Below are 24,431 nucleotides of genomic sequence, written 5' to 3'. Positions count from 1 at the left end.
CGCCGCGACGTGCAGCGTGCCGCGGATCTTGTTCACGACCAGCGTCGCGAGCGCCTCGCCCTCGACCTCTTCGGCGATGATCACCAGCGCCTCGCCGCTCTTCGCGGTCTGCTCGAGCAGCGGCAGCAGGTCCTTCATGTTCGAGATCTTCTTCTCGTGCAACAGGATGCGCGGGTTCTCGAGCTCGACCGTCATGCGCTCGGCGTTGGTCACGAAATAGGGCGAGAGATAGCCGCGGTCGAACTGCATGCCCTCGACGGTCTCGAGCTCGGTCGTCATCGACTTCGCTTCCTCGACCGTGATCACGCCTTCCTTGCCGACCCGCTCCATGGCGTCGGCCAGGATCTTGCCGATCGACTCGTCGGAGTTGGCCGAGATCGTGCCGACCTGAGCGATCTCGTCGGAGTTGCGCGTGGGCTTCGACATCTTCTTGAGCTCTTCGACGATCGCGCCCGTGGCGCGGTCGATGCCGCGCTTCAGGTCCATCGGCGAGCAGCCCGCCGCGACCAGCTTCGAGCCCTCGCGGAAGATCGCCTGCGCGAGCACGGTGGCGGTGGTGGTGCCGTCGCCGGCCACGTCGGAGGTCTTCGAGGCGACCTCCTTCACCATCTGCGCGCCCATGTTCTCGTACTTGCCCTCGAGCTCGATCGCCTTGGCGACCGTGACTCCGTCCTTGGTCACCGTGGGTGAGCCGTAGCTCTTCTCGATGATGACGTTGCGGCCCTTCGGCCCGAGCGTCACCGCGACGGCCTGAGCCATCGTGTTCACGCCCTCGAGCAGCCGAGCGCGCGCCTCCTCGTCGAAACAAATCATCTTGGCAGCCATTCCGGTTTCTCCTACTCCAGCACCGCGAGGACGTCTTCCTCGCGCATGATCAGGTGTTCCTCGCCGTCCAGCACCACATCCGAGCCGCTGTACTTGCCGAACAGGATGCGGTCGCCGGCCTTCACGCCCATGGGCTCTCGCTTGCCGTCGTCGCCGACTTTGCCGGGGCCGACGGCGACCACCCGGCCTTGCTGCGGCTTCTCCTTGGCGGTGTCGGGGATGATGATCCCGCCCGCCGTCTTTTCCTCGCCGTCCAAGCGGAGTACGAGGACTCGATCGTGCAGGGGTCGAACTTTCATGTTGGATCTCCTCTGGAACAGGCCCTCCCCGACCCTTGGGGATGCCAGGCGGACGGGTGACTAAGGCCTATAGGGGCGGCTGTCAAACCGGGGCCGTTCGAAAGGCCCGGTGGTAGCCTACGGCGCGTGGTTCGGAGCGGCGGCGGCGGGACCCGGCTCGCGGAGCGGGTCACGGAGAGCTTCCCGCGCGCGTACGTCGCGCTGCTGGGCCTGGCCCTGGCGGTCGCGCACGCCAGCCGGCCGATTCTCGCCGTGGATACCGACCTCTGGTACCACCTGAATGCGGGCCGGTACATCGCGGCGACCCTCGCGGTCCCGCACGCGCCGTTCTTCTCGTTCGTGCAGCCGGTGCCGGTCTGGCTGGATTACTACTGGCTGTCGCAGGTCCTGCTGTACGGAATCTTCACGGTCACCGGGTACGCGGGCATGGTGGCCGTGCGCGCCGGGGCGGCGATCGGCGTGTGCGTGTTCGTGTGGCTGATCCTGCGCCTGGGCCGCGAGCGGAACGAGGGCTGGGGCTTCTCGGCGCTCGTGTTCACGCTCATGGCGCTGTTCCTGATCGGGCGACTCACGATGGTGCGGCCGTGCATCCTGTCGTATCTCCTGATCGCGGTGTTCGCGTTCCTGCTCGAGTCGCGGCGCGGGCTGTTCTGCCTGCCGCTCCTGGCGCTTCTGTGGGTGAACCTGCACGGGATCGAGTATCCGGTCATGCTGCTCCTGCTCGGCGCGTATCTCGGCGAGTGGGCGCTGGCGCGGCTGGGTTGGCTGCCCCACGTGACCGCGCCGTCCTGGAGTCAGCTCGCGGCCGTGGCGCTGGCCATGGCGACCGTGCTTCTGACACCGAACGGTGTCGCGCTGCTGGCCGGTCCCTTCCAGCCGCTGGGCTTCGCCTCGCAGTACATCGACGAGCTCAAGCCGGTCGACCCCGGTAGCCTCTTGTCGCTGCGGCTCGACCGGCTGTACGTGGGGCGGCCGTCGTTCCAGACGGCCATGCTGGCGCTGGGCGGGCTCGCGGCGCTCACCAGCGCCGTGCGCCGGACCTGGCGGCCCGCGCACCTGGTCTTGTTCGCGGGCGGGTTGTTCCTGCTGCCGCGCGCCGAGCGCTTCGGCGCCGAGTTCATGCTGCTCGCGCTGCCGCTGGTCGCGGCGTACCGGCCGCGAGTCACCTGGCTGCCCGCGCTGCCGGCGGAGGCGCGCCTGGCGCTGCTGGCTCTGGTCGTGGTGTTTCCCTTCGCGCACCTGTGGCTCGTGATGAAGACCGACTGCCCGTTCCCGCTGTGCACGCGCGGGTTGCCCGAGGGCTCGGTGGCCTTCCTGCGCCACGTGAACGCGCAGGGCGGCGTGCTGAACCATCCCAACGACGGCGGCTATCTCGAGTGGGAGCTCTACCCGAGACACTCGATCTTCGTCGACCTGCAGACGCCGTTCCTGTTCTCGGACCGCGACATCTTCCTGGCCGACCAGGCCTTCATGGATCCGGTGGTGTTCGGGTCGCTGGTCGAGCGCTACCACCCGCCGTTCGTGCTCGCGCCCAAGCGCGCGCGCCCGTTCGGAACCTTCGTGGCGAAGATCTCGGACTACGTGCCGGTGTTCATCGACGACGACTCGGTGCTGTTCGCGAGCAGGGGCGCGCGGCCCGAGCTGGTGTCGGCCTGGGCGATCACCGCGATCGACCCCTTCACCGCGCAAGTCACCGACAAAGCCCGAGCGCCCTCCGAGCTCGCGCGCGCCAACGCCGTGTATCCCGCGGGCAACCGGCTGCGCGTGCTGGAGGGAAACCTGGCGATCGAAGCCGGTGACGTGGACCGGGCGCTGCGCATTGCGGACGAGCTGATTCCGCTCCACCCCGACCGGCCCGAGCCCTACCAGCTGCGCGGCGACGCGCTGCTGCGTCGGGAGCGCTTCGGCGAGGCGGCCGAGGCCTACCAGGCCGCGCTCGCGCGCGGCGGAGACACCACCGGCCCCGGACAGCTGTTCTATCTCCAGAGCCGGCTCTGGGCCTGCTACGAGCGCCTGGGCAAGAAGCCCGAGGCCTACCGCGCCATGAAGCTCGCGCTCGGCGACATCTTCGATCCCGAGGTCGGGTACCGCGAGCTCGCCACGTTTGCGAAGTCGGCGCTCGACGCGGGTCACACCGACGAGGGCGCGCGGCTGTTGGGCTTCGCGCTGGCGAAGACCCCGGCGAGCGAGGTCGACCTGCGCCGGAGCATGGAGCTCTTGCTGCGCAGCGTGCAGCGGAGCCCCGGAGAGACCTCCGCGCGGCAGTAGAATGGGCCGTGGCCTTCCGGACCGACGACCGCGACGTGCACCCGCCGCACCGCTACGCGGACTACCGCTCGACGCGGCTGCGCGCGCCGGCGCGACCGCGGGTGCCCTGGAGCCACTCACCGACCGAGTGCGCGGGCCCGCGCTTTGCGGCGCCCGCGGCGCTGGAGGCCGACCTCACGGCCCGGCACGCCGCCCCGCCGATCGGCGAGCGCATCGCGCTCACGGGCCAGCTGCGCGACGAGGACGGCCGCCCGCTCGGCGGTGAGCTGGTCGAGATCTGGCAAGCGAACGCGGCGGGCCGCTACGCGCACCCGGTCGACCAGCATGCGGCGCCGCTCGACCCGAACTTCAGCGGGGTGGGGCGCTGTCTCACCGACGCCGACGGGCGCTACCGTTTCGTGACCATCAAGCCGGGCGCGTATCCCTGGGGCAACCACGAGAACGCCTGGCGCCCGGCCCACGTACACTTCTCGGTGTTCGGCCCGGCGTTCGCGACCCGGTTGGTCACCCAGATGTACTTCCCGGGTGACCCGCTGCTCGAGCACGACCCGATCTTCCTCGCCGTGCCCGAACCGGCGCGCGAGCGGCTGGTCTCGCGCTTCGACTGGTCCGAGACGCGCGCGGAGTGGGCGCTGGGCTACCGCTTCGACCTGGTGCTGCGCGGGCGAGAGGTGACGCCGGGGGACCCGGCGTGAAGTCCCGAGTCACTCCCGCACAGACCATCGGCCCGTTCTTCCACGGGCTGCTCGGAGCGACGGAGAACGCAGGGGGCGCTGCGGGGCCGGGCACGCTCGCGCTGCGCGGACGGGTGCTCGACGGCGCCGGCGCGCCGGTGAGCGACGCGTTGCTCGAGCTGTGGCAGACCGACGGCCGGGAGTGGCGCTTCGCGCGCGCCGCCAGCGATGCCGCGGGGGAGTACCGCTTCGCGACGCGCAAGCTCGCGGGCGCGCCGCTCTACGACGGCCGGCCGCAGGCGCCGCACGCCGACCTGTCAGTCTTCGCCCGCGGGCTCCTGCACCGGCTCGTGACGCGCGTGTATTTCCCCGACGAGGCCGAAGCCAACGCGCGCGACCCCTTGCTGGCCTCGATCGCCGACCCGGCGCTGCGCGCGCGGCTGGTCGCGCGCGCGGACGGCGAGGGCGCGCTGCGCTTCGACGTGGTGCTGCAGGGCGAGCTCGAGACGCCGTTCCTCGATGTCTGAGTCGGGTCTCTTCGCGGCGGTGTTCTCGACGCCCGAGCTCGACGCGGCGTTCTCGGCGCAGGCCTGGCTGCAGGCGCTGCTCGACTTCGAGGCGGCGCTCTCGCGCGTGCAGGCGCGCGCCGGGCGGGTGCCGCAGCGCGCGGCCGACGCCATCGCCGCCGCCTGCCGTGCCGAGCGCTTCGACGCGGAGTCCCTGGCGCGCGCGACGGCCGCGGCGGGAAACCCGGTGATTCCACTCGTGCGCGCGCTGGTCGAGTCGTTGCCGCGCGAGGCGAGTGACTTCGTGCACCTGGGCGCGACCAGCCAGGACGCGCTCGACACGGCGCTCATGCTGCTGTGCCAGAAGGCGCTCGATCGCGTGCTCGCTCTGCTCGACTCGCTGTGTGAGCGCTGCGCGGAGCTCGCCCATGCGCACCGCGCCAGCGTGATGCCGGCCCGCACCCTCTTGCAGCAGGCGCTGCCCACCACGTTCGGGCTGAAGGCGGCGGGCTGGCTCGACGCGCTGGGCGACGCGCGTGCGCGGCTCGCCGGCCTGCGCCGCGCCGGGCTGGCCGCGCAGCTCGGCGGCGCCGCGGGCACGCTCGCGGCGCTCGGGCCCGACGCGCTCGCGCTCGCGGCGGCGCTGGCGCGCGAGCTCGGACTCGCCGATCCGGCGCTGCCGTGGCACGCCCAGCGCGGGCGCGTGGCGGAGCTCGGCTGCGCGCTGGGAGTCACTGCGGGGGCGCTCGGCAAGCTCGCGCTCGATCTCGCGCTGCTCGCGCAGACCGAGGTCGGCGAGCTGCGCGAGAGCGCGGCGCCGCAGCGCGGCGGCTCGTCGACCTTGCCGCAGAAGCGCAACCCGGTGGGCGCGGCCGCGGCGCTGGCCTGCGCGAAGCGCGCGCCGGGGCTGGTGGCGACGCTGCTCGGCGCGCTGCCGCAGGAGCACGAACGCGGCGTGGGCGGCTGGCAGCTCGAGTGGGAGACTCTGCCCGAGCTGTTCCGAGTCACCGGAGCGGCGGCGAGTCACCTGCGCGACGCGCTGCGCGGGCTCGAGGTCGACACGGCACGCATGCGCGCGAACCTGGCGGCGAGCGGCGGCGCGATCAGCGCCGAGCGCGTGGCGCTCCTGCTGACTCCCGCGCTCGGCCGGCTCGCGGCCCAGGAGCGCGTGGCGGCCGCCTCGCGCAGTCCGCTGCCGCTGCGCGAGGCGCTCGCGCGCGACCCGGAGGTCGCGGCCGCGCTGGCCGGCGCGAGCCTCGACGAGCTGCTCGACCCCGTCCACTATCTCGGCGAAGCGCACGCGCTCGTCGAGCGCGCGCTGGCGCGCCACCGCGGGCGCTGAGTGACGTCTCGCACCTGCGTCGGAATCGTCGGCGCCGGACCCGCGGGCCTGGTGCTCGCGCACCTGCTCGCGGAGCAGGGCGTCGAGTGTGTCGTGCTCGAGCGCCAGACGCGCGAATACGTCGAGCGCCGCGTGCGCGCGGGCCTGCTCGAGCACCGCACGGTCGGGCTGCTCGAGCGCCACGGCCTCGCCGAGCGGCTGCGCGCGCGCGGCCAGGTGCATCGCGGCGTGGAGCTGCGCTTCGCGGGCCGGCGCCTGCGCATTCCGTACGCCGAGCTCTACGGCGGCCGACACATGTGGGTGTACGCGCAGCAGGAGCTCGTGGCCGACCTGATCCGGCTGTGGATCGCGCGCGGCGGCGCGATCGAATTCGAGGCGGAAGTCAGCGGGCTCTCCGGCCTGGACGGCGAGCGGCCCGAGATCCGCTACACGCGTGCGGGCAACGCCGAACGGCTGGCGTGTGACTTCGTGGCCGGCTGCGACGGCTGGCACGGGCCGTCGCGTTCCGCCGTTCCGGCGGGCGCGCTGCGCCTGCACGACCACCGGCTGCCGTTCGCCTGGGTCGGCGTGCTGGCGCAGGTCGCCCCGTCGACCGAGGAGATCATCTACGCCCACCACGAGCGCGGCTTCGCGGGTCACATGCTGCGCAGCGACACGGTGAGCCGCTTCTACCTGCAGACCGAGCCCGATGACCCGATCGAGCTCTGGCCCGACGCGCGCATCTGGGACGAGCTGCAGCGCCGCCTCGCGGTCTCCGACGGCTGGAAGCTGCGCGAGGGGCCGGTGCTGGAGAAGTCGGTCACCGACATGCGCAGCAACGTGGTCGAGCCCATGCAGTTCGGCCGGCTGTATCTCGCCGGCGACGCCGCGCACATCGTGCCGCCCACCGGAGCGAAGGGGCTGAACCTGGCCGTGTCCGACGCGCGCGTCCTGGCCGAAGCGCTCGCGGCGCGCTGCAAACGCGGCGACTCGGCGCCGCTCGAGGCCTACTCCGCGACCTGCCTGCGCCGCGTGTGGGTGGTGCAGGCGTTCTCGCTCTGGATGACCTGGCTCATCCACCGCCTGCCGCCGGACACGCCCGAGCTCGCGCTGCGCACGCAGCTCCAGCGCGCACAGCTCGAGCTCCTCAGTCACTCGCGCGCGGCAGCCGCCGCGTTCGCCGAGAGCTACGTCGGCTTCGAAGAGCTCTGAGCCTGCCCGGCGCGCCGATCCAAGAGCCGCTGGCCGTCCTCGAGCACGATCTTCCACTCGGGGTGGCGCATGGCCCGATCGAGCCCGTAGGGCTCCGCGGGGTTGCGCGCGGGCGGGCGCAGCGCGAGCTGCCACCAGCCCACGTCGTGCCACTCACCGAGCTTGAAGCCCACGGCGGGATACACACCCACCGGCGTGAAGCCCTGCGCCTCGTGCAGGCCCACGCTGCCCGCGTTGGGCAGGGTGATTCCCGCGTATGCGCGGTGGAAGCCCTGGAGCGCGAGCAAGGGCAACAGCGTGGAGTAGAGCGCGTGACCCACGCCCCGCCGCCGCGCGCGCTCGTGGATGTAGACCGTCACGTCGACCGACCAGCGGTAGGCGCCGCGCTCCCGGTGCCGCCCTCCGTACACGTAGCCGAGAATCTCGCCGTCGTCGTCGCACACGAGGTACGGGTAGCTCTGCAACGTCGAAGCGATCCGCCGAGACATCTCCTCGATGCTCGGCGGATCGACTTCGAACGAGATTGCAGTGTCGCGGACGATCGGGGCGTAGATCGCCTGAACGCCCGCTGCGTCGCTCGGCTCGGCGAGCCGCACGACGGGCCTCACTTACAAGGCCTCCTCGCCGCGTTCGCCCGTGCGGATGCGAATCGCGTCGAGCACCGGAGTCACGAAGATCTTTCCGTCGCCGATGCGCCCGGTATTCGCGGCCTTGCGGATGGCCTCGACGACCGCGTCTGCGCGTCCGTCGGAGACCACCACTTCGACCTCGATCTTGGGCAGCATGTCGACGACATACTCCGCACCGCGGTACAGCTCCGTGTGGCCCTTCTGCCGCCCGAAGCCGCGCACCTCCGAGACCGTCATTCCCTCGACTCCGGCCGCAGTCAGCGCGTCGCGGACCTCGTCGAGCTTGAACGGCTTGATGACCGCCTTGATCATTTTCATGTTTCGAGTCTCCCGCCCCTTCGATCCTTCGATCAGTGGTGCTGGTGCGCGGTCGCGAGCGCCGCGGAGCCCTCCGCCCCGTGGCCGCCGTGGCCGCCGCCCATGCTGGATCCGCTCGTCATCGAGTATGCGCTCTCGCTGTGCGCCGAGACGTCGAGGCCTTCGAACTCCTCTTCGTTGCTCACGCGCAGGGAGCCGAACACAAGCTTCAGCCCGAGCAGAATTGCGAACGACATCGCAGGCGCGAAGACCGCCGTGAAGCCGATGCCCTTGAGTTGGATCATCACCTGCTGCGCGTTGCTCGTGATCGAGCCCTCGGCCGGAGCGCCGTAGGTGGCCGCGAACAGGCCCGAGGCCAGTGCGCCCCAGGCGCCGCCGACGCCGTGCACGCCGAACGCGTCGAGTGAGTCGTCGTAGCCGCCGAGGGGCTTGAGGAAGGTGACCGCGGCGTAGCAGATCACCGAGACGCCGATGCCCACCTCGATCGAGCCGATCGGAGTCACGTTGCCGCACGCCGGCGTGATGGCCACGAGGCCGGCCACGGCAGCAGTCGCGGCGCCGAGCGCCGTGGGCTTGCCGCGGTGGATCCACTCGATCAGCACCCAGGTCATGAGCGCGGCCGAAGTCGCCGTGCTGGTGTTCATGAAGGCCAGCGCGGCGAGCGGGCTCGCGGACAGCGCGCTGCCGGCGTTGAACCCGAACCAGCCGACCCAGAGCAGGCCGGCGCCGATCAGACACAGCGGCAGGCTGTGCGGCGGCATCGGGTCACGCCCGAAGCCCTGCCGCTTGCCGACCATGAGCGCCGCGACCAGCGCGGAAGTGCCGCTCGACATGTGGACCACCATGCCGCCCGCGAAGTCGATCGCGCCCGACTTGAAGATCCAGCCGCCGCCCCAGACCATGTAAGCGAGCGGGCAGTACACCACCAGCAGCCAGATGCTGATGAACGCGAGGAAGGCCGAGAACTTCATGCGCTCGGCCACGGCGCCCAGGATCAGCGCCGGAGTGATGATCGCGAACATCGCCTGGAACATCACGAACGCGTACTCGGGGATCTGACGCGGCGGCGTGGCGAAGTTCGCCGTCATCGAGTCCAGAGTGACTCCGTTCATGAACATCTTGTCGAGGTTCCCGAAGAAGTCGCCGCCGCCGCTCGAGAAGGCGATGCTGTAGCCGACCACGATCCAGAGGATCCCGATCGCGCCCGCCGCGATGAAACACTGCATGAAGACGTTCAACACGTTCTTCGCGCGGACCAGGCCGCCGTAGAAGAGCGCGAGGCCCGGCAGGGTCATGAGCAGCACGAGCGCGGTCGCGGCGAGCACCCAGGCGGTGTCGCCCGAGTCGATCACCTTCGGCGCGTCGTCGGCCCAGGCCGTGCCGGACAGGATCAGGGGAAGGGCCAACCCGAGCGCCGCCCCCGCGGCGAGCTTCGTCGCCCTGCTTCGTTCCAAAATCGCAAGCATGTGGGATCTCCCTCCTCACTTGGGTGAAGGACGTTTGAGGTTCCGGACAGCAAGGACGATGCCACGCGCGCCGCGCCGCGTTCTGCCTGGATTCTGCGCACACTGCCCAGGTCACGAGCGCGTCTGCCCGAGGGCTGGGCAGCCGGCAGGCCTGACTCAGCGGTAACCTTCGGCCACGGGCCGGCGCGGGAGATTCCACCAGACGGTTTCGCACAGCTTGGTGACCTCGGGATCGAGCCGGAGCTCGGCGCCCGCGAGCGTGGCGTCGAGCTGGTCCGGCCGGCTGGCGCCGATGATGGCCGAGGTGATTCCGGCCTGGCCGAGCACCCAGGCCACCGCCACCGAAGCCAGCGACAGCCCGCGCGCCTCGGTCTCCTTGGCCAGCTCCTCCACCGCGGCGAGCTGCACCTGGTCCCAGTAGCGGTGCTGGTACATCTCGCCCGCACCCTTCAGGGTGAAGCGGGTGCCGGCGCGCGGGGCCTCGCCCGTGCGGTACTTGCCCGAGAGCAGCCCGCCCGCGATCGGGTTGTAGACGATCACGCCGATGCGCTCCTGGCGCGCGAACGGGAGTATCTCCGTCTCGATCTCGCGGTAGAGCAGGTTGTAGCGCGGCTGGAGTGTCTCGTAGCGGGCCAGCCCGAGCTCGCGCGCCACGCGCTCGGCCTCGGCCAGCCGGTACAGCGGGTAGTTCGAGCAGCCCACGTAGCGGACCTTGCCCGCGCGGACCAGATCGTCGAGCGCGCGCAGCGTCTCGTCGATCGGCGTGTGCGGGTCGAAGAAGTGAGTCTGGTACAGGTCGATCACGTCGGTGCGCAGCCGGCGCAGGCTGGCCTCGACCGCGCGCTGGATGTGGAAGCGCGACAGCCCCACGTCGTTCGTGCCCGCGCCCATCTGGCCGCGGCACTTGGTCGCGAGGAACACGCGGCCGCGGTTGCCGCGCGCCTGGAGCCAGTTGCCGATGATCTCCTCGGTGCGGCCCACCGTCGGCAGCCCGCCGCCCAGCGGATACACGTCGGCGGTGTCGAAGAAGTCGACGCCCGCTTCGAAGGCGCGGTCCATGATCGCGAACGACGTGGGCTCGTCGGCCTGCACGCCGAAGGTCATCGTGCCCAGGCAGAGCGAGGGCACGCGGATCCCGGTTCGTCCCAGCGGTCGTCTGTCCATGGGGGGCCTCCTCGCTAGAATTCCAGCATGTCCGAGCTGTTGGATTGGATCGAGCTCGAGCGCGAGCTGCTTGCGGACTGCAAGGTGTTCACGGTGAGCTGCATGACTTCGCGCTCGCCGCGCACGGGCGCGACCCACCCATTTTACAGGATCGACTCGGCCGACTGGGTGAACGTGATCGCGCTGACGCCGGACGACGAGCTGGTGCTGGTGCGCCAGTACCGGCACGGCGAGGGGCGAGTCACGCTCGAGATTCCGGGGGGGCTGGTCGACCCGGGCGAGAGCGCGGCGACGGCCGCCGCGCGCGAGCTCCTGGAAGAGACCGGCTACCGCGCCGGCTCGGTCGAGCCGCTGGGTGTGGTGAATCCGAACCCGGCGCTGTTCGGGAACCGCACCGAGACCTTCCTGGTGCGCGGCGCCGAGCGCGTGGCCGAGATCGCGAACGGCCACACGGAAGAGACCCGGGTCGAGCTCCTGCCGCGCGCCCGGCTGCACGACACCCTGCGCGCGGGGCGGATCACCTCGGCGCTGGTGGTCGCGGCGCTGTACTGGTTCGAGCTGGCGGAGCGGCGATGACTCACGCGATGAAGCCGCGCATGCCGCTGGGCGAGTTCCTGGTCGCGTACCTGCGGCGCATGGGCGTGACTCACCTGTTCGGCTTGCCCGGCGACCTGGTGCTGGGGCTGTTCCAGAGCCTGGCGCGCGAGCGCGAGCTCGAGATCGTGACTTTCTCGCACGAGCCCGCGGTCGGCTTCGCGGCCGACGGCTATGCGCGCGCGACACGCAAGCTCGGGGTGATCTGCGTGACCTACGGTGCGGGCGGGAACAACATCGTGAACCCGATCGCCGCCGCGTACGCCGAGCGCGTGCCGCTGCTGGTGATCTCGGGCGGGCCCGGCGCCGAGGAGTCACGCCGCTCGGGCATCCACCACATGGTGAAGTCGATCGAGTCTCAGTGGCGGGTGCTCTCGGAAGTGACCTGCGACGCGCGCATCCTGCGCCAGCCCGAGCTCGCCGCGCAGGAGATCCATGAGCTCGTGTGCAACGTGATGCGCGAGCTGCGGCCGGGCTATCTCGAGATCCATCGCGACCAGGTCGACCTCGAGATCTCGGTGCCCGAGGAGATCCGCAACTGGACCGGCGACCTGCCCCGGCCGACCTCGGACCCGCGCCGGCTGTCCGAGGCGCTGCGCGACACGGTCGAGCGCCTGCGCCGCGCGGAGCGGCCGGTGCTGATCGCCGGCGTCGACCTGCACCGGGTGGGCGCGCACGGTGACTTCCTGCGCCTGGCCGAGAAGCTCGAGTGCGCGGTCGCGACCACCATGCTCGGCAAGGGCGTGTTCCCGATGGACCACCCGCTGCACCTGGGCATCCAGATGGGCCCGTTCGGCGCCGAGCCGATCCAGCGCCGCGTGGCCGCGGCCGACCTGGTGATCGAGCTCGGCACGCAGCACACCGACATCAACCTGGGCCGCGCCGCCGAGATCGCGCCCGCGGAGAAGACGCTCTGGGCCGAGCCGGAGCGCGTGTCGATCTCGTTCCACCAGTACCAGGGCGTGATGCTGCACGAGTTCGTGCGCGGGCTCGCCGATTCGGTGCTGCCGTGCTTCCGCGAGAAGGTCGAGTACTGCGACAACCTGACGCGCACCCCCTTCGAGTCACACGCCCGGGAGCGACTCACGACCAACGACCTGCTGGTCGAAGTGAACGAGTTTCTCGCGCGCCACCCCGGGCTGTACGTGGTGGCCGAGTCGGGTGACATGCTGTTCGGCGGGCTCGAGCTGCGCCTGCACGGCGGCATGTATCTCGCGCAGGGTTACTACGCGTCGATGGGCTTCGGCGTGCCGGCGGCGCTGGGCGCGCAGCTCGGCACCGGCGTCCGCCCGCTGATCCTGTGCGGCGACGGCGCGTTCCAGATGACGGGCATGGAGATCTCGCACGCGCCCCGGCACGGTCTGAGCCCGATCTGTCTCGTGGTGAACAACGCGGGCTGGGGCATCTTCCGGCCGATCGTCGAGCGCCAGGAGCTGCTCGACGTGCCGGTCTGGCCGTACGCCGAGCTGGGCCGCGCGCTGGGCGGCGGGGGCCTGCGCGCGACCACGCGCGGCGAGCTGCGCGCCGCGCTCGAGGCCGCGTTCCGCGCCGAGCGTTTCTCGCTGGTCGAGGCCGTGACTCCGCCCGACGACCTGTCGCCGATCTCGCGGCGGTACATCACCTCGGGCGCAAAGCGTTAGAGCAAGCCCGACTGGCTTCGTTCGCCTGCGGCTCACTGCGCGCGGCTGACGCCGCTTGCACGCCTCGCTCGGGGCGGCCCTCGCTCGGCTTCACTCTCCGACGCGGCGGCCTTCGAGGGTCATCTGCCAGCCGACGCCGCGCTCGCGCAGCTCGGCGGCGTAGATCGAGTCACGGCGCAGCCAGCGCGAGGCGACGGTCGCGACTGCGGTCGCCATCACGAGCGGCAGCACGATCGCGTAGTCGCCGGAGAGCTCAAACACCAGCACCGCAGCCATGAGCGGCGCGTGCGTCGTCGCCGCGCTGGCGGCGGCCATGCCCACGAGCGCGTAGCCTCCGGTGGGCCCCGCCGGAATGCCGAGCGCCGTGAGCCCCGCCCCGTAGAGATACCCGAGCGCCCCGCCCACGAGCAGGGTGGGGGTGAACACGCCGCCCGGGTTCCCGGACGAGACCGAGAACGTGGTGGCGACACACTTGCCCACCAGCAGGAGCGCCACGAAGCCGACCGAGAGCCGCGCGTCGAGCAGCGCGTTCAGCGGCTCGTAGCCGTTGCCCGCGACCTCCGGCAGCGCGACCAGCACGAGGCCGCAGGCCGCGCCGCCCAACGCCGGGCGCCAGGGCAGCGGCAGCCTGCCGGAGCGAAACAGGTCCTCGCCGAGTGACAGGAGCCGCATGAACGCCTGCGCGCCGAGCGCCGCCCCGAGGCCCAGTCCCGCGAACGCGATCAGCTCGAACGGTGACTGGAGCTGGAACACGCGCTGGCCGTAGATCGGCCCCGCGCCGGCGATGGCACGCGTGAGCGCCGACGAGATCGCGGTCGCGACCAGCGCCGGCAGGATCGCCTCCAGCGCGACCACGCCGATCACCACCTCGAGCACGAACAGCACTGAGGCGAACGGCGTGTTGTAAGCGGCCGCGAAGCCGGCAGCCGTGCCTGCCGCGATCAAGAGCCGCGTGCGCTCGGCGTCGAGCGCGAGCCGGTCGCCGATGAACTTCCCGGCCGCACCGCCGAACTGGATCAGCGGGCCCTCGCGCCCGAGTGATCCGCCCGACGCGATCGCCAGCCACGAGGCCGCCGACTTCTGCAGCGTGACTCGCATCGGCAGGTCGACGCGGCCGAGCGCGACCGCCTCCATCACGTTCCCGACCCCGCCGCCGGCGCGGCCGGTGCTCAAGAGGCCGATCGCGCCGCCGCACAGGCCGCCCAGCGCGGGCAAGGCGACGCGCAGCCAGCCGGGCATGCCGCGCATGGCCGACACCACGTCGCTGGCGCCGAAGACCCCGTGCATCACGGCCGCGAGCGATGCGCGAAAGCCGACCGCGAAGGCGGCCGCCGCGACCGCGACCAGCCCCACCCCCAGCCCGAACCGCCAGCGCTCGATCCAGCGCTCGAACACGCGCGGACTCTATCATCGCGCCGTGCGTGGGAAGGCGACTCTGTGGGCTCTGCTGTTCCTGGTGGGCTGCGCCAGCGGGCCACCCCTGCGCGTCGGGACGAGCGGCGACTACGCGCCCTTCTCGAAGGGCGGCGAGGGCTTCGACGTCGAGGTCGCGCAGCGCTTCGCGGCCGAGCTCGGCCGGCCGGTCGAGTGGGTGCCGTTCCGCTGGCCCGAGCTCGGCGAGCGGGCGGCGCACGGCGACTTCGACGTGGCGATGAGCGGAGTCACCTGGCGCGCGGACCGCGACGTGCACGGCTGGCTCAGCCTCGCAGTGGGGCAGGGCGGGCCGTGCTGGATCGGCGCCGCCGAGCCCGCCACGCTGGCGGTGAACCGCGGCGGCGTGCTCGAGAGCTTCGCGCGCAGTCAGTTCCCCAAGGCCAAGGTCAGGGCCGTCGACGACAACGAGTCACTTCCTGGATTGCTGGCCGCGAAGCAGGTCGACGCGATCGTGACCGACAGCTTCGAGCTCGCGCACTTCCTGCGCGCGGGGGACCCGGCTCAGTGCGAAGCCAAGACCCAGCGCAAAGTCTACTGGGTGACTCCCGCGCACGCCGTAGAGCTCGGCCCCGCGCTCGACGCCTTCCTCGAACGGCGCGAGCCCGAGCTGCGCCAGCTGCGCGCGAAGTGGTTCGGCGCGCCGCAGCCGCGCGCCGCGGCGGACGACGTGATCGACCTGGCCGCCCGCCGGCTCGAGCTGATGGACTTCGTGGGCGGCTGGAAGCGCGCCCACCACCTGCCGGTCGAGGACCGCGCGCAGGAGACGCGCGTGCTCGACGCGGTCGAGGCCAAGGCCCGCGCGCTCGGCCTCGAGCCCGCCGGCGTGCGGCGCCTGTTCGAGCTGCAGATCGCCCTGGCCAAGCGCATCCAGACCGGCACCGCCCGCAGCGACTCGCCGCTCGAGCTGGAGGGAGAGCTGCGGCCGGCGCTCGCGCGACTGTCCGACCGGCAACTCGAGGCGCTTCACCGCGCCGCTCCAATCTCCGAGGCCGCGCTCGGCCCCGAAGCCCTGGCACCGCTGGCTGCGGTGCTCGAGCCCCGGGAGCTCAGCGAGCTGCGCGCCGCTCTGCTCGCCATCGCCCCGGCCAGATGAGCATTGCCCAATCCGCCGCGCGGGACGAGAATTCCAGCTGCGGGGTGAGCCGGAGGGCCGGACATGGGCCTGATCACAGAGCTCCTGGCGAAGCGTTCTCCCGTGGTGCACATCGTGAGTCCCGACCAGACGGTGCTCGACGCCGTGGCAGTCATGGCCGCGCGCAGGGTCGGCGCCGTGCCGGTCGTCGAGCGCGGCCACCTGGTCGGCATCTTCAGTGAGCGCGACGTGATCTGGCGCGTGGTCGCGCGCGGGCGGTCGGTCGAGAAGACGCGCATCGTCGAGGTCATGACTCCCGACCCGGTGACTGCCGAGCCGGGCGACGAGCGCGCGCTCGCCATGCTGAAGATGGAGGAGGCCGGCTGCCGGCACCTGCCCGTGGTGCAGTACGGCGCGGTGGTCGACATGCTGTCGATCCGCGACCTGTTGTTCGGCGAGCTCGAGGAGCGCGCCGAGGCCGTCGACTCCCTGCGGCGCTACATCGGCGGGAGTTACTAGGGCGCGCCCGCTCGGGGCTTTCGCGAGCGGATCTCGTAGACGATCGAATCCGGCGTGGGCCGCGAGCTCGTGACGACCACGTCCTCGGCCTTCAGGATCACCGTCCACATGTACCCGATGAAGCCCTCCGCCGTGATGCGCGAGAACTCGGGCAGGTCACGCCCGCCCTCGACCGCGATGCGCGCCCAGGTCGGGTCTTCGCCCGGCTCGTACGTCCAGCGCCCGAAGTTGTAGGCGACCGAAGCGAAGGTCACGATGATGCGGCCGGCGTTCGCGCCCCAGCGCTCGGTCGTCGCCTCGAACTGCTTGTACAAGCCGAGTGCGTGGATGTCCTTGGCGGCGCGTTCGCCTTCGGCGCGCAGGCTCGCCTCCGACGAGTCACCCCACTCGCTCTCGATCGCGATCTCAGCCACGCGCGCCAGAGTCGCGACCGGCACCCAGCTCGATGCGGCGAGCTGCTTGCCGAGATAGTGGAAGTCCTCGGGGCGGAGGCGCTCTTGGAGCGTCTCGCGGCTCAAGCGGCCGGAGGCGAGCAGGCCCTCGATCTGATCCGCCGTGCGCTGGAACAGGGTCGCCTTGATGGACGGGACGGCCAATGTCGCTCTCTCCGCTCCGCCGCTCTTCGGCGGTCGTACAGCCGGGGTTGAACCGCTATCGTGAGCGGCCCAAATGCGACTCGCGCTGGCGCAGATCAACACCACGATCGGAGACTTCGCGGGCAACCTGCGCGCCATCCGCGCCGCGGTCGAGCGCGCCCGGGCCGAGCGCGCCGACGTTCTGATCCTGCCCGAGCTCGCGGTCTGCGGCTATCCGCCGGGCGACCTGCTGGAACGGCCGAGCTTCCTGCGCGACCAGACGCGCGCGCTCGAGGAGCTGGTCGCGGTGTCGCGCGACATGGCGATCCTGGCCGGTGCGGTGCTGCCCGCGCCGCAGGGCGCGCCCAAGCGCCTGTCGAACGCGGCGCTGCTCTTCGATCGCGGCGAGATCGCGCACGTCCAGACCAAGACCCTGCTCCCCACCTACGACGTCTTCGACGAGTCACGCTACTTCCAGCCGGCGACCGAGCGGCGCACCGTCGAGTTCCGCGGCCGCCGGGTGGGCATCGCGATCTGCGAAGACGTGTGGAGCGGCAAGTTCTGGGGCGCGCGCCGGCCTTATCCGGTCGATCCGGTCGAAGAGCTGGTGCGCGCCGGCGCCGAGGTCATCTGGACCATCTCGGCCTCGCCCTGGAACCAGCGCAAGATGGCGCTGCGCGAAGCCATGCTGTGCGACGCCGCGCGCCAGCACCACGTGCCGATCGTGTTCGTGAACCTGGTGGGCGGCGACGACGAGCTGATCTTCGACGGCACGAGCTTCGTGGTCGACCGCGACGCGCGCGTGGTGACTCGCCTGGCGCGCTTTGCCGAGGACTTCGCGGTGATCGACCCGTTCGCCACGGGCCGGCCCGAGGCGACGCCGCTCGAGCCCGATCCCGAGCTGCTCGAGCGCGCGCTCGTGCTGGGCATCCGCGACTATCTGGGCAAGCTCGGCCTGGGCAAGGTGGTGATCGGTCTCTCGGGCGGGATCGACTCGGCAGTCACTGCCGACCTCGCGGTGCGCGCGATCGGCGCAGAGAACGTGGCCGGGCTGCTCATGCCGGGGCCGTTCTCGTCGGAGCACTCGATCAGCGACGCCGAGGCGCTGGCGCGCAACCTGGGCATAAAGACGCGCACCGTGCGCATCGACGGCATCTACAAGAGCTACCTCGAGCAGTTCCGCGGCATGTTCGGCCCGCGCGAGAGCTACGGACTCACGCAAGAGAACGTGCAGGCGCGCATTCGCGGCGCACTGCTCATGGCGGCCTCCAACGAAGAGAACCGCATCGTGCTCGCCACGGGCAACAAGAGCGAGCTCAGCATGGGCTACACCACGCTGTACGGCGACCTGGTCGGCGGGCTCGCGGTGCTGGGCGACGTGCTGAAGCGCGACGTGTACGCGCTGGCGCGCCACGCCAACCGGGCCGGCCCGCGCATCCCGCGCGGCTCGATCGAGAAGCCGCCCTCGGCGGAGCTCGCGCCGGGTCAGAAGGACAGCGACTCACTGCCGGCGTATCCGGTGCTCGACGAGGTGCTGCACCAGGCGATCGAGCTCGGGCTCCCGGGCGACGAGATCGAGCCGCCCGAGGGCGCGACGCGCGAGACCGTGGCCTGGATCCTGCGCCAGATCGACCGCAACGAGTACAAGCGCCGCCAGGCGCCGGTCGTGCTCAAGGTCTCCGAGAAAGCGTACGGCTCCGGCCGCCGCATCCCGATCGTGCACCGCAGCGGCTGGGGCGTCTGAGCGGATGCCCCGCGCGTGGGCGGTCGCCGCGGCCTTGCTGTGCGCGGGCTGCGCGCTGTTTCTCGGCTCGGACTCGGAGCGCCTGGCCAAGTGGCAGGGCCAGACGGTGTCGCTGCGCGGACTCACCTTCCGGCACCCGGTGACCCTGCGCTGGGTGGACGAGAGCGAGATGAAGCAGGTGCTGCTCGAGGAGTCCGACGCCGAGCTCACGCCCGCCAAGGTGATCCCCGAGCGCGACGCGCTCGCGGCGCTGGGCGCACTGCCGCCCGACGTCGACCTCGCCAAGGAGATGGTCGGCCTGTACGCGAGTCAGGCCGCGGGCATCTACAGCCCGCGGCGCTCCACTCTGTTCGTGAACCAGTCGAACATGGGCGAGCTGAAGTCGCTGGTGATCGGGCCGATCGTGGTGCACGAGCTCACGCACGCGCTGCAGGACCAGAACTTCCCCGGGATCCTCGATCTCCTGCTGGGGCTGGAAGACCAGGACGACGTGGCGCGCGCGCTCCAGGGCACCGTGGAGGGCGATGCCACCGTGACCATGCTCGGGGCGATGCCGGGCGTGGATGCGAAGGCCGACCGGATGCACCTGGCCGAGGCCGTGCGCGACAGCATGCTGAAGGAGCTCGACGACCGCAGCTCCGAGTTCGGCCGCGCGCCGCGGCTGCTCGCGGTGTCACTCGTGTTTCCCTACGCGTACGGCACGGTGATCGCCGCGAGTCACTGGGACACCGCGGGCAACGCCGGGCTCGACGCGCTGCTGGTCGAGCCGCCGCTCTCCACGCTCGAGGTCCTGCATCCCGAAGCGCACCCGGCGGTCGAGTTCGTGAAGCTCCCGGACGACCTCGCGCCCGAAGGCTGCACGCTCGACTACGCGAACGTGGCGGGCGCGCTCCTGGTCCGGGTGCTGTTCGAAGCCACGCTCTACGCGGCCGAGCGCGAGGCGCTGGTCTCGGCCTGGCGCGGCGACCGCTACGCGAAGCTCGGCTGCGGCGACCAGTGGGAGTTCGTGTGGCTCACGCGCTGGAGCGCGCCCGAGGCCGCCGAGCGCTTCGCGAAGGTCTACGACTCACTCGCGCCCGGCATCGCGGCGCGCACGCCGCTGCGCGGCCCGGCCCAGGTCGTGGTGCGCGGGCGCACGGCGCTCGTGGTGACTCCCGGCCTCCGGCCGCGCGCCGACGCGATCCTGCAGGGCGCGCAGATCCGCGCCTACGAGCACTTCAGCGACTGGGTCGCGGGCGGCTGCTACCCGGACGTCGCATGTCCCAGCCGCGCCACCGTGCAGCGCGCCGGGCTCAAGTAGCGCGCGCCGTCCGGGTCTTGAACTTGAAGTATCTGCCCAGGCGCGCGTTGGCCTGCTGGTCGTTGTTCGACTTGATCGCGCGCTTGAAGGCGGCGAAGTCGCCGTCCTTGGCGAAGCGGTCGCCCGCGGCGAGCAGCGCCTCGTCGAGCGCGCGCGGCGAGCGCGTGCTCTCGAGTGACTCGTAGGCGCGGATGAAGCGCGCCTCCTCGACGCCGAGCTCCGCCAGCGCGCGCCGGGTCTTGCCCCAGGTCAACAGCTTCGGTGCGGTTCCTTTGGCGCGGGGGTTTCTCGGACCTCGCTTCGTACCCGTACCCACGTTTTCCTCCCGGTCGGTTCGGAATGCTGTTCTAGCACGCCCCGACTTTCCATGTGGGTCCGATTTCGCGACGCGCTACCTTCCTGCGCCACGCGCCCGTAGCTCAGCTGGATAGAGCGAGGGACTTCTAATCCCTAGGTCGGAGGTTCGACTCCTCCCGGGCGCGCTCTCCGTCTCGATGGGTCAGTGGGGAAGGGATTCATGCCGAAGCGTTCTCTGGTCACCGGCGGCGCCGGGTTCATGGGCAGCCACACGGTCGACAGCCTGCTCGCGCTGGGTCACGAGGTGGTCGCGCTCGACGACCTGTCGGGCGGCGACCGCTCCAACGTGCCCAAGGGCGCGACCTTCGTGGAGGCCTCGGTCACCGATCACGAGCTGCTCGCCGAGCTCTTCGCGCAGCACCGCTTCGATTACGTGTTCCACCTGGCCGCGTACGCGGCCGAGGGCCTGAGTCACTTCATCCGCCGCTTCAACTACACCAACAACGTGGTGGGCAGCGTCAACCTGATCAACGAGTCGATCAAGCACGAGGTGAAGTGTTTCGTGTTCACCTCGTCGATCGCGGTCTACGGCGAGCTGCCGCCGCCGATGACCGAAGACATGGTGCCGCAGCCCGAGGACCCGTACGGCGTGGCCAAGCTCGCGGTCGAGCACGACCTGCGCGCGGCGAAGAAGTTCTTCGGGCTGGACTACGTGATCTTCCGCCCGCACAACGTGTACGGCAGCCGCCAGAACCTGGGCGACCGCTACCGCAACGTGGCGGGCATCTTCATGAACCAGCTCATGCGCGGCGAGCCGTGCACGATCTTCGGCGACGGCACGCAGACGCGCGCGTTCACGCACGTGTCCGACGTGGCGCCCGCGATCGCGCGCTCGGTCGAGACACCCGCGGCGCTGTGCCAGGTGATCAACGTCGGCTCGGACACGCCGGTCACCGTGAACGAGCTCGCGGACCTGGTGCGCGAGGCCATGGGCGTGGGCGGGAAGAGCGTGCACGTCGAGGCGCGCAAGGAAGTCGCGCACGCGTTCTGCGACCACCGCAAGTTCTCGCGCGTGTTCGGTGAGCGCCGCGATCCGGTAGGGTTGCGCGAGGGCCTGCGCGAGATGGCGACCTGGGCCAAGGCCAAGGGCCCGCAGTCGCCCAGCGTCTTCGGCGAGATCGAGGTCGACAAGGGCCTGCCGCCGATCTGGGCCAAAGCCTCAAGGAAGCGCTGACTCCCGCCGTTGCGGACGCGTGCCCGTAGATCGCACCGCACTCCTGTTCTGCCCGCCGCTCGCGCCGTTGGAGCTCGGGCCCGCCAAGCGCGTCGCGATCGGGCGCGGCCGTGACTGCGAGCTCAACCTGATCAACGACTCGGCCTCGCGGCGACACGCGGAAGTGTACGCGGAAGGCGCGGAGTTCCTGGTACGGGACCTGGGGAGCAAGAACGGCACGTTCGTGAACGGCGCCCCGGTGACCCGCCCGCGCGCGCTGCGTCCGGGCGACCGCATCGCCGTGGGCACGAGCACGATCACGTTCTGTCTGGTCGAGGGCTCGGTGGCGGGCTTCTTCAAGGACCCGGAGGGCCAGGAGACCATGATCGTGGCGCGCGAGCCGCAGCGCGAAGTGTTCCGCGGCGAGCTGTCCGAGATCCCGATCTTCGTGGTGCTGCAGATGCTCGAGATGGGTCACAAGAGCGGCGTGCTCGAGGTGACTGCCGACTCCGGCCCCGTGCGCCTCTGGCTGGGCGACGGCCAGCCGCTGCACGCCGAGAACGAGAAGGCGCGCGGCATGGAGGCGGCGCTCGCCGCCGTGGGCAGCACGCGCGGCAGCTTCCGTTTCGAGGCGGGCAGCGACGCGCGCGAGCGCACGCTGCTCATGTCGATGACGGAGTTCCTGCTCGAAGCCAGCCGTCAGATCGACGAGTCACACCTCTAGAAGACGCGCCCCGCGCGCGCGTCCGTCGGCTCGCCGTCCGCGAACATGGCGCTTGCAATTGTGACATAACTTATGTCAGAAATTGACCCATGAAGCGGATCGCGATCCTCGCCGTCGTCGCCCTGCTCGCGAGCCTTCTCGGATCCGCAGGCGGCCGAGCGGCCGACCCGAACGCCGACGCGATCCCGGCCCTGCCGTTCGCGGAAGGCGACGTGATCACCTACGACCAGGTCGACAAGCTCCGGGACTACCTGCCGAAGGAGTTCTGGGACAACCGCGAGTTCTTCCTGTACGAGGGCATGCGGATCGAGATCGGGCCGACCCAACGGGACTACAGCGAGTCGAGCGCGTACAAGGCCGCGTCGGAGCGGTACCAGGGCCAGGCGAAGATCGGCCGCGACGGGTCGCTCATCGACTACACGGGCGGACGCCCGTTCCGCACCGAGTCGATCGACTGCAAGGGCGACCCGCAGGCCGGCACCAAGATCATCTGGAACTTCGCCAAGTCGTGGACGGGCAGCGGCTGGAAGACGAAGTTCTTCTACAGCTACTGGGATCGCGGCGAGCAGCTCCCGCTGTTCTATCGGGGCACGTCCGAGGGTGTGATGCTCGCCCAGCGCGTCGAGCCGGAGTACCAGGACTCACACGGCGACGTGTTCGAGAGCGAGAAGCGGCTGTCGGCTGGCGGTGTCTCCATCGAGGAGCCCTTCGACGCGCGCGGCATCTTGACGCTCTCCTACCGCTACAAGGCCTCCGATGGCCCGCTCGACCAGGCGCGCAACGACGATCTGTGGGTCTACGTGCCGGACCTGCGCCGCGTGCGGCGGATCTCGCAGGCGCAGCGTACTGACTCCATCCAGGGCACGGACTTCACGATGGACGATCTCCGCAGCTTCTCCGGCGTTCCGACGCAGTACGAGTGGACGTGTCTCGAGGAGAGGAAGCTGATCCACCCGATCAACGCGACGAAGCTCGGCTTCCCGTACCGCGACGACTACAACTACGGCCCCTTCGGCTTCTCGTACGCGAACGATCGCTGGGAGGTGCGCGACGCGTATCTCGTGCGCTTCAAGCCCAAGAACGAAGACCACCCTTACAGCCGAAAGGACATCTGGATCGACAAGCAGACCTACCAGCCGCTGTACAGCTTCGCGTACGACCGCAAGAAAGATCTGTGGAAGATCATCTGGCACAACTTCCGCTGGACCGAGGACTGGCGCGCGCAGACACCGGCGCAGACCGACCCGCTGTCTCCCAATGGCATCTGGAGCCCGCCCTGGGAAGGCGTCCCCGATGTGCGCGGACTCCGACTCGCCTCGCAGATCATCGTGAACGTCCAGACCGGCACGGGAAACCGCATCGAGGTCTGGAACAACCAGGGCGGTCCCCCGGGGAGCAAGGGTGAGATCCGCAAGCTGATCGACATCGGCCGGCTCAACAAGGGGCGCTAGAGCGCTGCGGTGCTGCGCTGGACGATCGGCTTCGCGCTCCTCGGAGTCATCGCGCTCCTCGCGTGGCAGGAGCTGCGGTATCTGCGCGCGCGCCGCGACCTCGCCCACGACCTGCAGCCGATCCTCCACTCGGGACGCGTGTTTCACGTCGTCACGTTCCTCTCCTTGGCCGGCGACGACCCCACCCTGTTCGCGGCGCTGCGCGAGCTGCGGCGAGCATCCGAGGCTTCGGGCGACGGGCGGGTGGTCTACGCGGGCAAGGTGGCGCTGAACGCGCTCGCCTCGAAGCAGCTCGTCGCTCGCTTCGGCGGCGAGGAGCCGTGGCGCGCGGTGCTGCTGGCGCAGTTCGACTCGCGCGCCGCGGCGGAGAGCGTGCTCGCGAGCGAGGGATACCGCCGGGCGCTCGCACTCTTCGGCCGGAGCTACGCGTGCGGGATGCAGCGATCCGCCTGGATCAGCCTCGGGCTGCCGATCGTGCTCTTGGGCAAGAGGATCGCCCAGATCGTCTCGCTCGCGCCGTCTCACTTCCCCTTCGTTGCGGCCGAGCCCAATCCCGAGATCGAAGCGCGCGCAGCGCAGCTTCTCGCCGCCCGCGAGTACGGTGCCCGTGCGGTGGTCGTGGTGAACCTCTTGCAGCAGGGCACGCCGGAGAACGCCGCAGCCGACGCCAGATACACCGCGGCGATGTTCGGGATGATGGCGGAGGGCGCGCATGGGCCGCTCCACGTCGGCGACGCGGTGCCGCTCGAGGCGGGCGATCGTTTCGATCGGGTCGCGCTGGTGTACTACCCCGGAGTCCAGTTCTTCGCCGACATGATGCGCAGCCGCTTCTACCGCGACATCGTCGGCGACAAGCAGCTCGCCGATACCCAGGCGTCGATCACCGTGCCGGTGCTCGACCGCTTGTGACCCTCGCAGGGAGATCCGTGGTATGACCCATTTCATCCGGACGCCGGACGAGAGCTTCGCGGCCCTGAAGGACTTCGATCACCCGCCCCACTATCACGGCTGGCAGGACCTGAGACAGCACTACGTCGACACCGGGCCCCGCGGTGCCCCGGTTGTGCTCTTGCTCCACGGCATGCCGACCTGGGCCTATCTGTACCGCGACATGATCCCGCGCCTCGTCGCCGCGGGCTACCGCTGCATCGCACCCGACCACATGGGCTTCGGACGCTCGGACAAG

At 70.7% G+C, this 24,431-nt stretch carries 25 protein-coding genes and 1 tRNA gene; 17 read left to right on the top strand and 9 right to left on the bottom strand.

Features of this window, described 5'->3' with window-relative positions:
• Positions 1 to 825 (bottom strand): chaperonin GroEL (gene groEL / locus VMR86_02430; protein ID HTO05887.1); only part of this gene is annotated, 825 nt, incomplete at its 3' end.
• Between the two features lie 11 nt (positions 826 to 836).
• Complete coding sequence (groES, locus tag VMR86_02425; GenBank protein ID HTO05886.1) at positions 837 to 1,124, bottom strand: co-chaperone GroES; 288 nt, start codon at positions 1,122 to 1,124, stop codon at positions 837 to 839.
• Between the two features lie 126 nt (positions 1,125 to 1,250).
• On the opposite strand from groES, the gene VMR86_02420 reads away from it, so the two are divergent.
• The 5 genes from VMR86_02420 to VMR86_02400 are packed head-to-tail and all read left to right on the top strand — an operon-like array spanning position 1,251 to position 7,105.
• Entirely contained in the window at positions 1,251 to 3,392 is a 2,142-nt protein-coding gene (locus VMR86_02420; GenBank protein HTO05885.1) for a tetratricopeptide repeat protein, read from the top strand.
• Between the two features lie 8 nt (positions 3,393 to 3,400).
• Positions 3,401 to 4,087, top strand: a complete 687-nt coding sequence (gene pcaH / locus VMR86_02415; GenBank protein ID HTO05884.1) for a protocatechuate 3,4-dioxygenase subunit beta — start codon at positions 3,401 to 3,403, stop codon at positions 4,085 to 4,087.
• Positions 4,084 to 4,593, top strand: a complete 510-nt coding sequence (gene pcaG / locus VMR86_02410) for a protocatechuate 3,4-dioxygenase subunit alpha (GenBank protein ID HTO05883.1) — start codon at positions 4,084 to 4,086, stop codon at positions 4,591 to 4,593. The genes pcaH and pcaG overlap by 4 nt, the downstream gene beginning before the upstream one ends.
• Positions 4,586 to 5,914: a 3-carboxy-cis,cis-muconate cycloisomerase gene (gene pcaB / locus VMR86_02405; protein ID HTO05882.1), complete on the top strand. Its 1,329-nt coding sequence runs from the start codon at positions 4,586 to 4,588 to the stop codon at positions 5,912 to 5,914. The genes pcaG and pcaB overlap by 8 nt, the downstream gene beginning before the upstream one ends.
• On the top strand, positions 5,915 to 7,105 hold the full coding sequence (locus tag VMR86_02400) for a 4-hydroxybenzoate 3-monooxygenase (protein ID HTO05881.1): 1,191 nt from the start codon (positions 5,915 to 5,917) through the stop codon (positions 7,103 to 7,105).
• Here VMR86_02400 and VMR86_02395 read toward each other — a convergent pair.
• From VMR86_02395 to VMR86_02380, 4 genes are all read right to left on the bottom strand, one after another.
• On the bottom strand, positions 7,081 to 7,713 hold the full coding sequence (locus tag VMR86_02395) for an arsinothricin resistance N-acetyltransferase ArsN1 family B (protein ID HTO05880.1): 633 nt from the start codon (positions 7,711 to 7,713) through the stop codon (positions 7,081 to 7,083). The two genes, VMR86_02400 and VMR86_02395, sit on opposite strands and share 25 nt — an antisense overlap.
• Positions 7,714 to 8,052, bottom strand: a complete 339-nt coding sequence (locus VMR86_02390; GenBank protein ID HTO05879.1) for a P-II family nitrogen regulator — start codon at positions 8,050 to 8,052, stop codon at positions 7,714 to 7,716.
• Between the two features lie 32 nt (positions 8,053 to 8,084).
• Positions 8,085 to 9,458 (bottom strand): ammonium transporter, encoded by a 1,374-nt coding sequence (locus VMR86_02385; protein ID HTO05878.1) that lies wholly within the window; start codon positions 9,456 to 9,458, stop codon positions 8,085 to 8,087.
• A gap of 216 nt (positions 9,459 to 9,674) precedes the next feature.
• Positions 9,675 to 10,682: an aldo/keto reductase gene (locus VMR86_02380; GenBank protein ID HTO05877.1), complete on the bottom strand. Its 1,008-nt coding sequence runs from the start codon at positions 10,680 to 10,682 to the stop codon at positions 9,675 to 9,677.
• A gap of 27 nt (positions 10,683 to 10,709) precedes the next feature.
• On the opposite strand from VMR86_02380, the gene VMR86_02375 reads away from it, so the two are divergent.
• Both VMR86_02375 and VMR86_02370 read left to right on the top strand, forming a co-directional pair.
• Positions 10,710 to 11,258 (top strand): NUDIX hydrolase, encoded by a 549-nt coding sequence (locus VMR86_02375; GenBank protein HTO05876.1) that lies wholly within the window; start codon positions 10,710 to 10,712, stop codon positions 11,256 to 11,258.
• A complete protein-coding gene (locus VMR86_02370) occupies positions 11,255 to 12,916 on the top strand; it encodes a thiamine pyrophosphate-binding protein (protein ID HTO05875.1) in 1,662 nt (553 codons plus the stop codon). Before VMR86_02375 ends, VMR86_02370 begins: the two co-directional genes overlap by 4 nt.
• A gap of 90 nt (positions 12,917 to 13,006) precedes the next feature.
• Here VMR86_02370 and VMR86_02365 read toward each other — a convergent pair whose 3' ends face one another.
• Positions 13,007 to 14,311 carry a chloride channel protein gene (locus tag VMR86_02365; protein HTO05874.1) on the bottom strand — a complete coding sequence of 435 codons (1,305 nt, stop codon included), beginning with the start codon at positions 14,309 to 14,311 and terminating at the stop codon, positions 13,007 to 13,009.
• A gap of 22 nt (positions 14,312 to 14,333) precedes the next feature.
• Between VMR86_02365 and VMR86_02360 the strand changes: the two genes are divergently transcribed.
• A complete protein-coding gene (locus tag VMR86_02360) occupies positions 14,334 to 15,443 on the top strand; it encodes a transporter substrate-binding domain-containing protein (protein HTO05873.1) in 1,110 nt (369 codons plus the stop codon).
• Positions 15,444 to 15,506: 63 nt separating this feature from the next.
• Positions 15,507 to 15,941, top strand: coding sequence for a CBS domain-containing protein (locus VMR86_02355; GenBank protein HTO05872.1), 435 nt, complete (start codon positions 15,507 to 15,509; stop codon positions 15,939 to 15,941).
• On the opposite strand, the gene VMR86_02350 is transcribed toward VMR86_02355, so the two are convergent.
• Positions 15,938 to 16,537 carry a hypothetical protein gene (locus tag VMR86_02350; protein ID HTO05871.1) on the bottom strand — a complete coding sequence of 200 codons (600 nt, stop codon included), beginning with the start codon at positions 16,535 to 16,537 and terminating at the stop codon, positions 15,938 to 15,940. The two genes, VMR86_02355 and VMR86_02350, sit on opposite strands and share 4 nt — an antisense overlap.
• A 73-nt stretch (positions 16,538 to 16,610) precedes the next feature.
• On the opposite strand from VMR86_02350, the gene VMR86_02345 reads away from it, so the two are divergent.
• Together VMR86_02345 and VMR86_02340 are read left to right on the top strand one after the other, a co-directional pair.
• Positions 16,611 to 18,260: an NAD+ synthase gene (locus VMR86_02345; GenBank protein ID HTO05870.1), complete on the top strand. Its 1,650-nt coding sequence runs from the start codon at positions 16,611 to 16,613 to the stop codon at positions 18,258 to 18,260.
• Positions 18,261 to 18,264: 4 nt separating this feature from the next.
• Complete coding sequence (locus VMR86_02340) at positions 18,265 to 19,560, top strand: hypothetical protein (protein ID HTO05869.1); 1,296 nt, start codon at positions 18,265 to 18,267, stop codon at positions 19,558 to 19,560.
• Here the strand turns inward: VMR86_02340 and VMR86_02335 are convergent.
• Positions 19,553 to 19,813, bottom strand: a complete 261-nt coding sequence (locus VMR86_02335) for a hypothetical protein (GenBank protein ID HTO05868.1) — start codon at positions 19,811 to 19,813, stop codon at positions 19,553 to 19,555. The two genes, VMR86_02340 and VMR86_02335, sit on opposite strands and share 8 nt — an antisense overlap.
• Positions 19,814 to 19,968: 155 nt before the next feature.
• Here VMR86_02335 and VMR86_02330 point away from each other — a divergent pair.
• From VMR86_02330 to VMR86_02305, 6 genes are all read left to right on the top strand, one after another.
• Positions 19,969 to 20,042 (top strand) — tRNA-Arg (locus VMR86_02330).
• Positions 20,043 to 20,077: 35 nt separating this feature from the next.
• Complete coding sequence (locus VMR86_02325) at positions 20,078 to 21,091, top strand: NAD-dependent epimerase/dehydratase family protein (GenBank protein ID HTO05867.1); 1,014 nt, start codon at positions 20,078 to 20,080, stop codon at positions 21,089 to 21,091.
• A 19-nt stretch (positions 21,092 to 21,110) separates the two neighbouring features.
• Positions 21,111 to 21,794, top strand: a complete 684-nt coding sequence (locus VMR86_02320; GenBank protein HTO05866.1) for a DUF4388 domain-containing protein — start codon at positions 21,111 to 21,113, stop codon at positions 21,792 to 21,794.
• 89 nt (positions 21,795 to 21,883) lie between these two features.
• A complete protein-coding gene (locus tag VMR86_02315) occupies positions 21,884 to 23,245 on the top strand; it encodes a DUF1329 domain-containing protein (GenBank protein HTO05865.1) in 1,362 nt (453 codons plus the stop codon).
• Between the two features lie 9 nt (positions 23,246 to 23,254).
• Positions 23,255 to 24,154 (top strand): hypothetical protein, encoded by a 900-nt coding sequence (locus VMR86_02310; protein HTO05864.1) that lies wholly within the window; start codon positions 23,255 to 23,257, stop codon positions 24,152 to 24,154.
• A gap of 22 nt (positions 24,155 to 24,176) precedes the next feature.
• A partial coding sequence (locus VMR86_02305) for an alpha/beta fold hydrolase (protein ID HTO05863.1) occupies positions 24,177 to 24,431 on the top strand: 255 nt, incomplete at its 3' end.

It is taken from the genome of Myxococcota bacterium (assembly GCA_035498015.1).
Lineage (GTDB): Bacteria > Myxococcota_A > UBA9160 > SZUA-336 > SZUA-336 > VGRW01.
The sequence above is the reverse complement of the archived record's forward strand: the minus strand, read 5'-3'. Positions and strand labels throughout refer to the sequence as shown.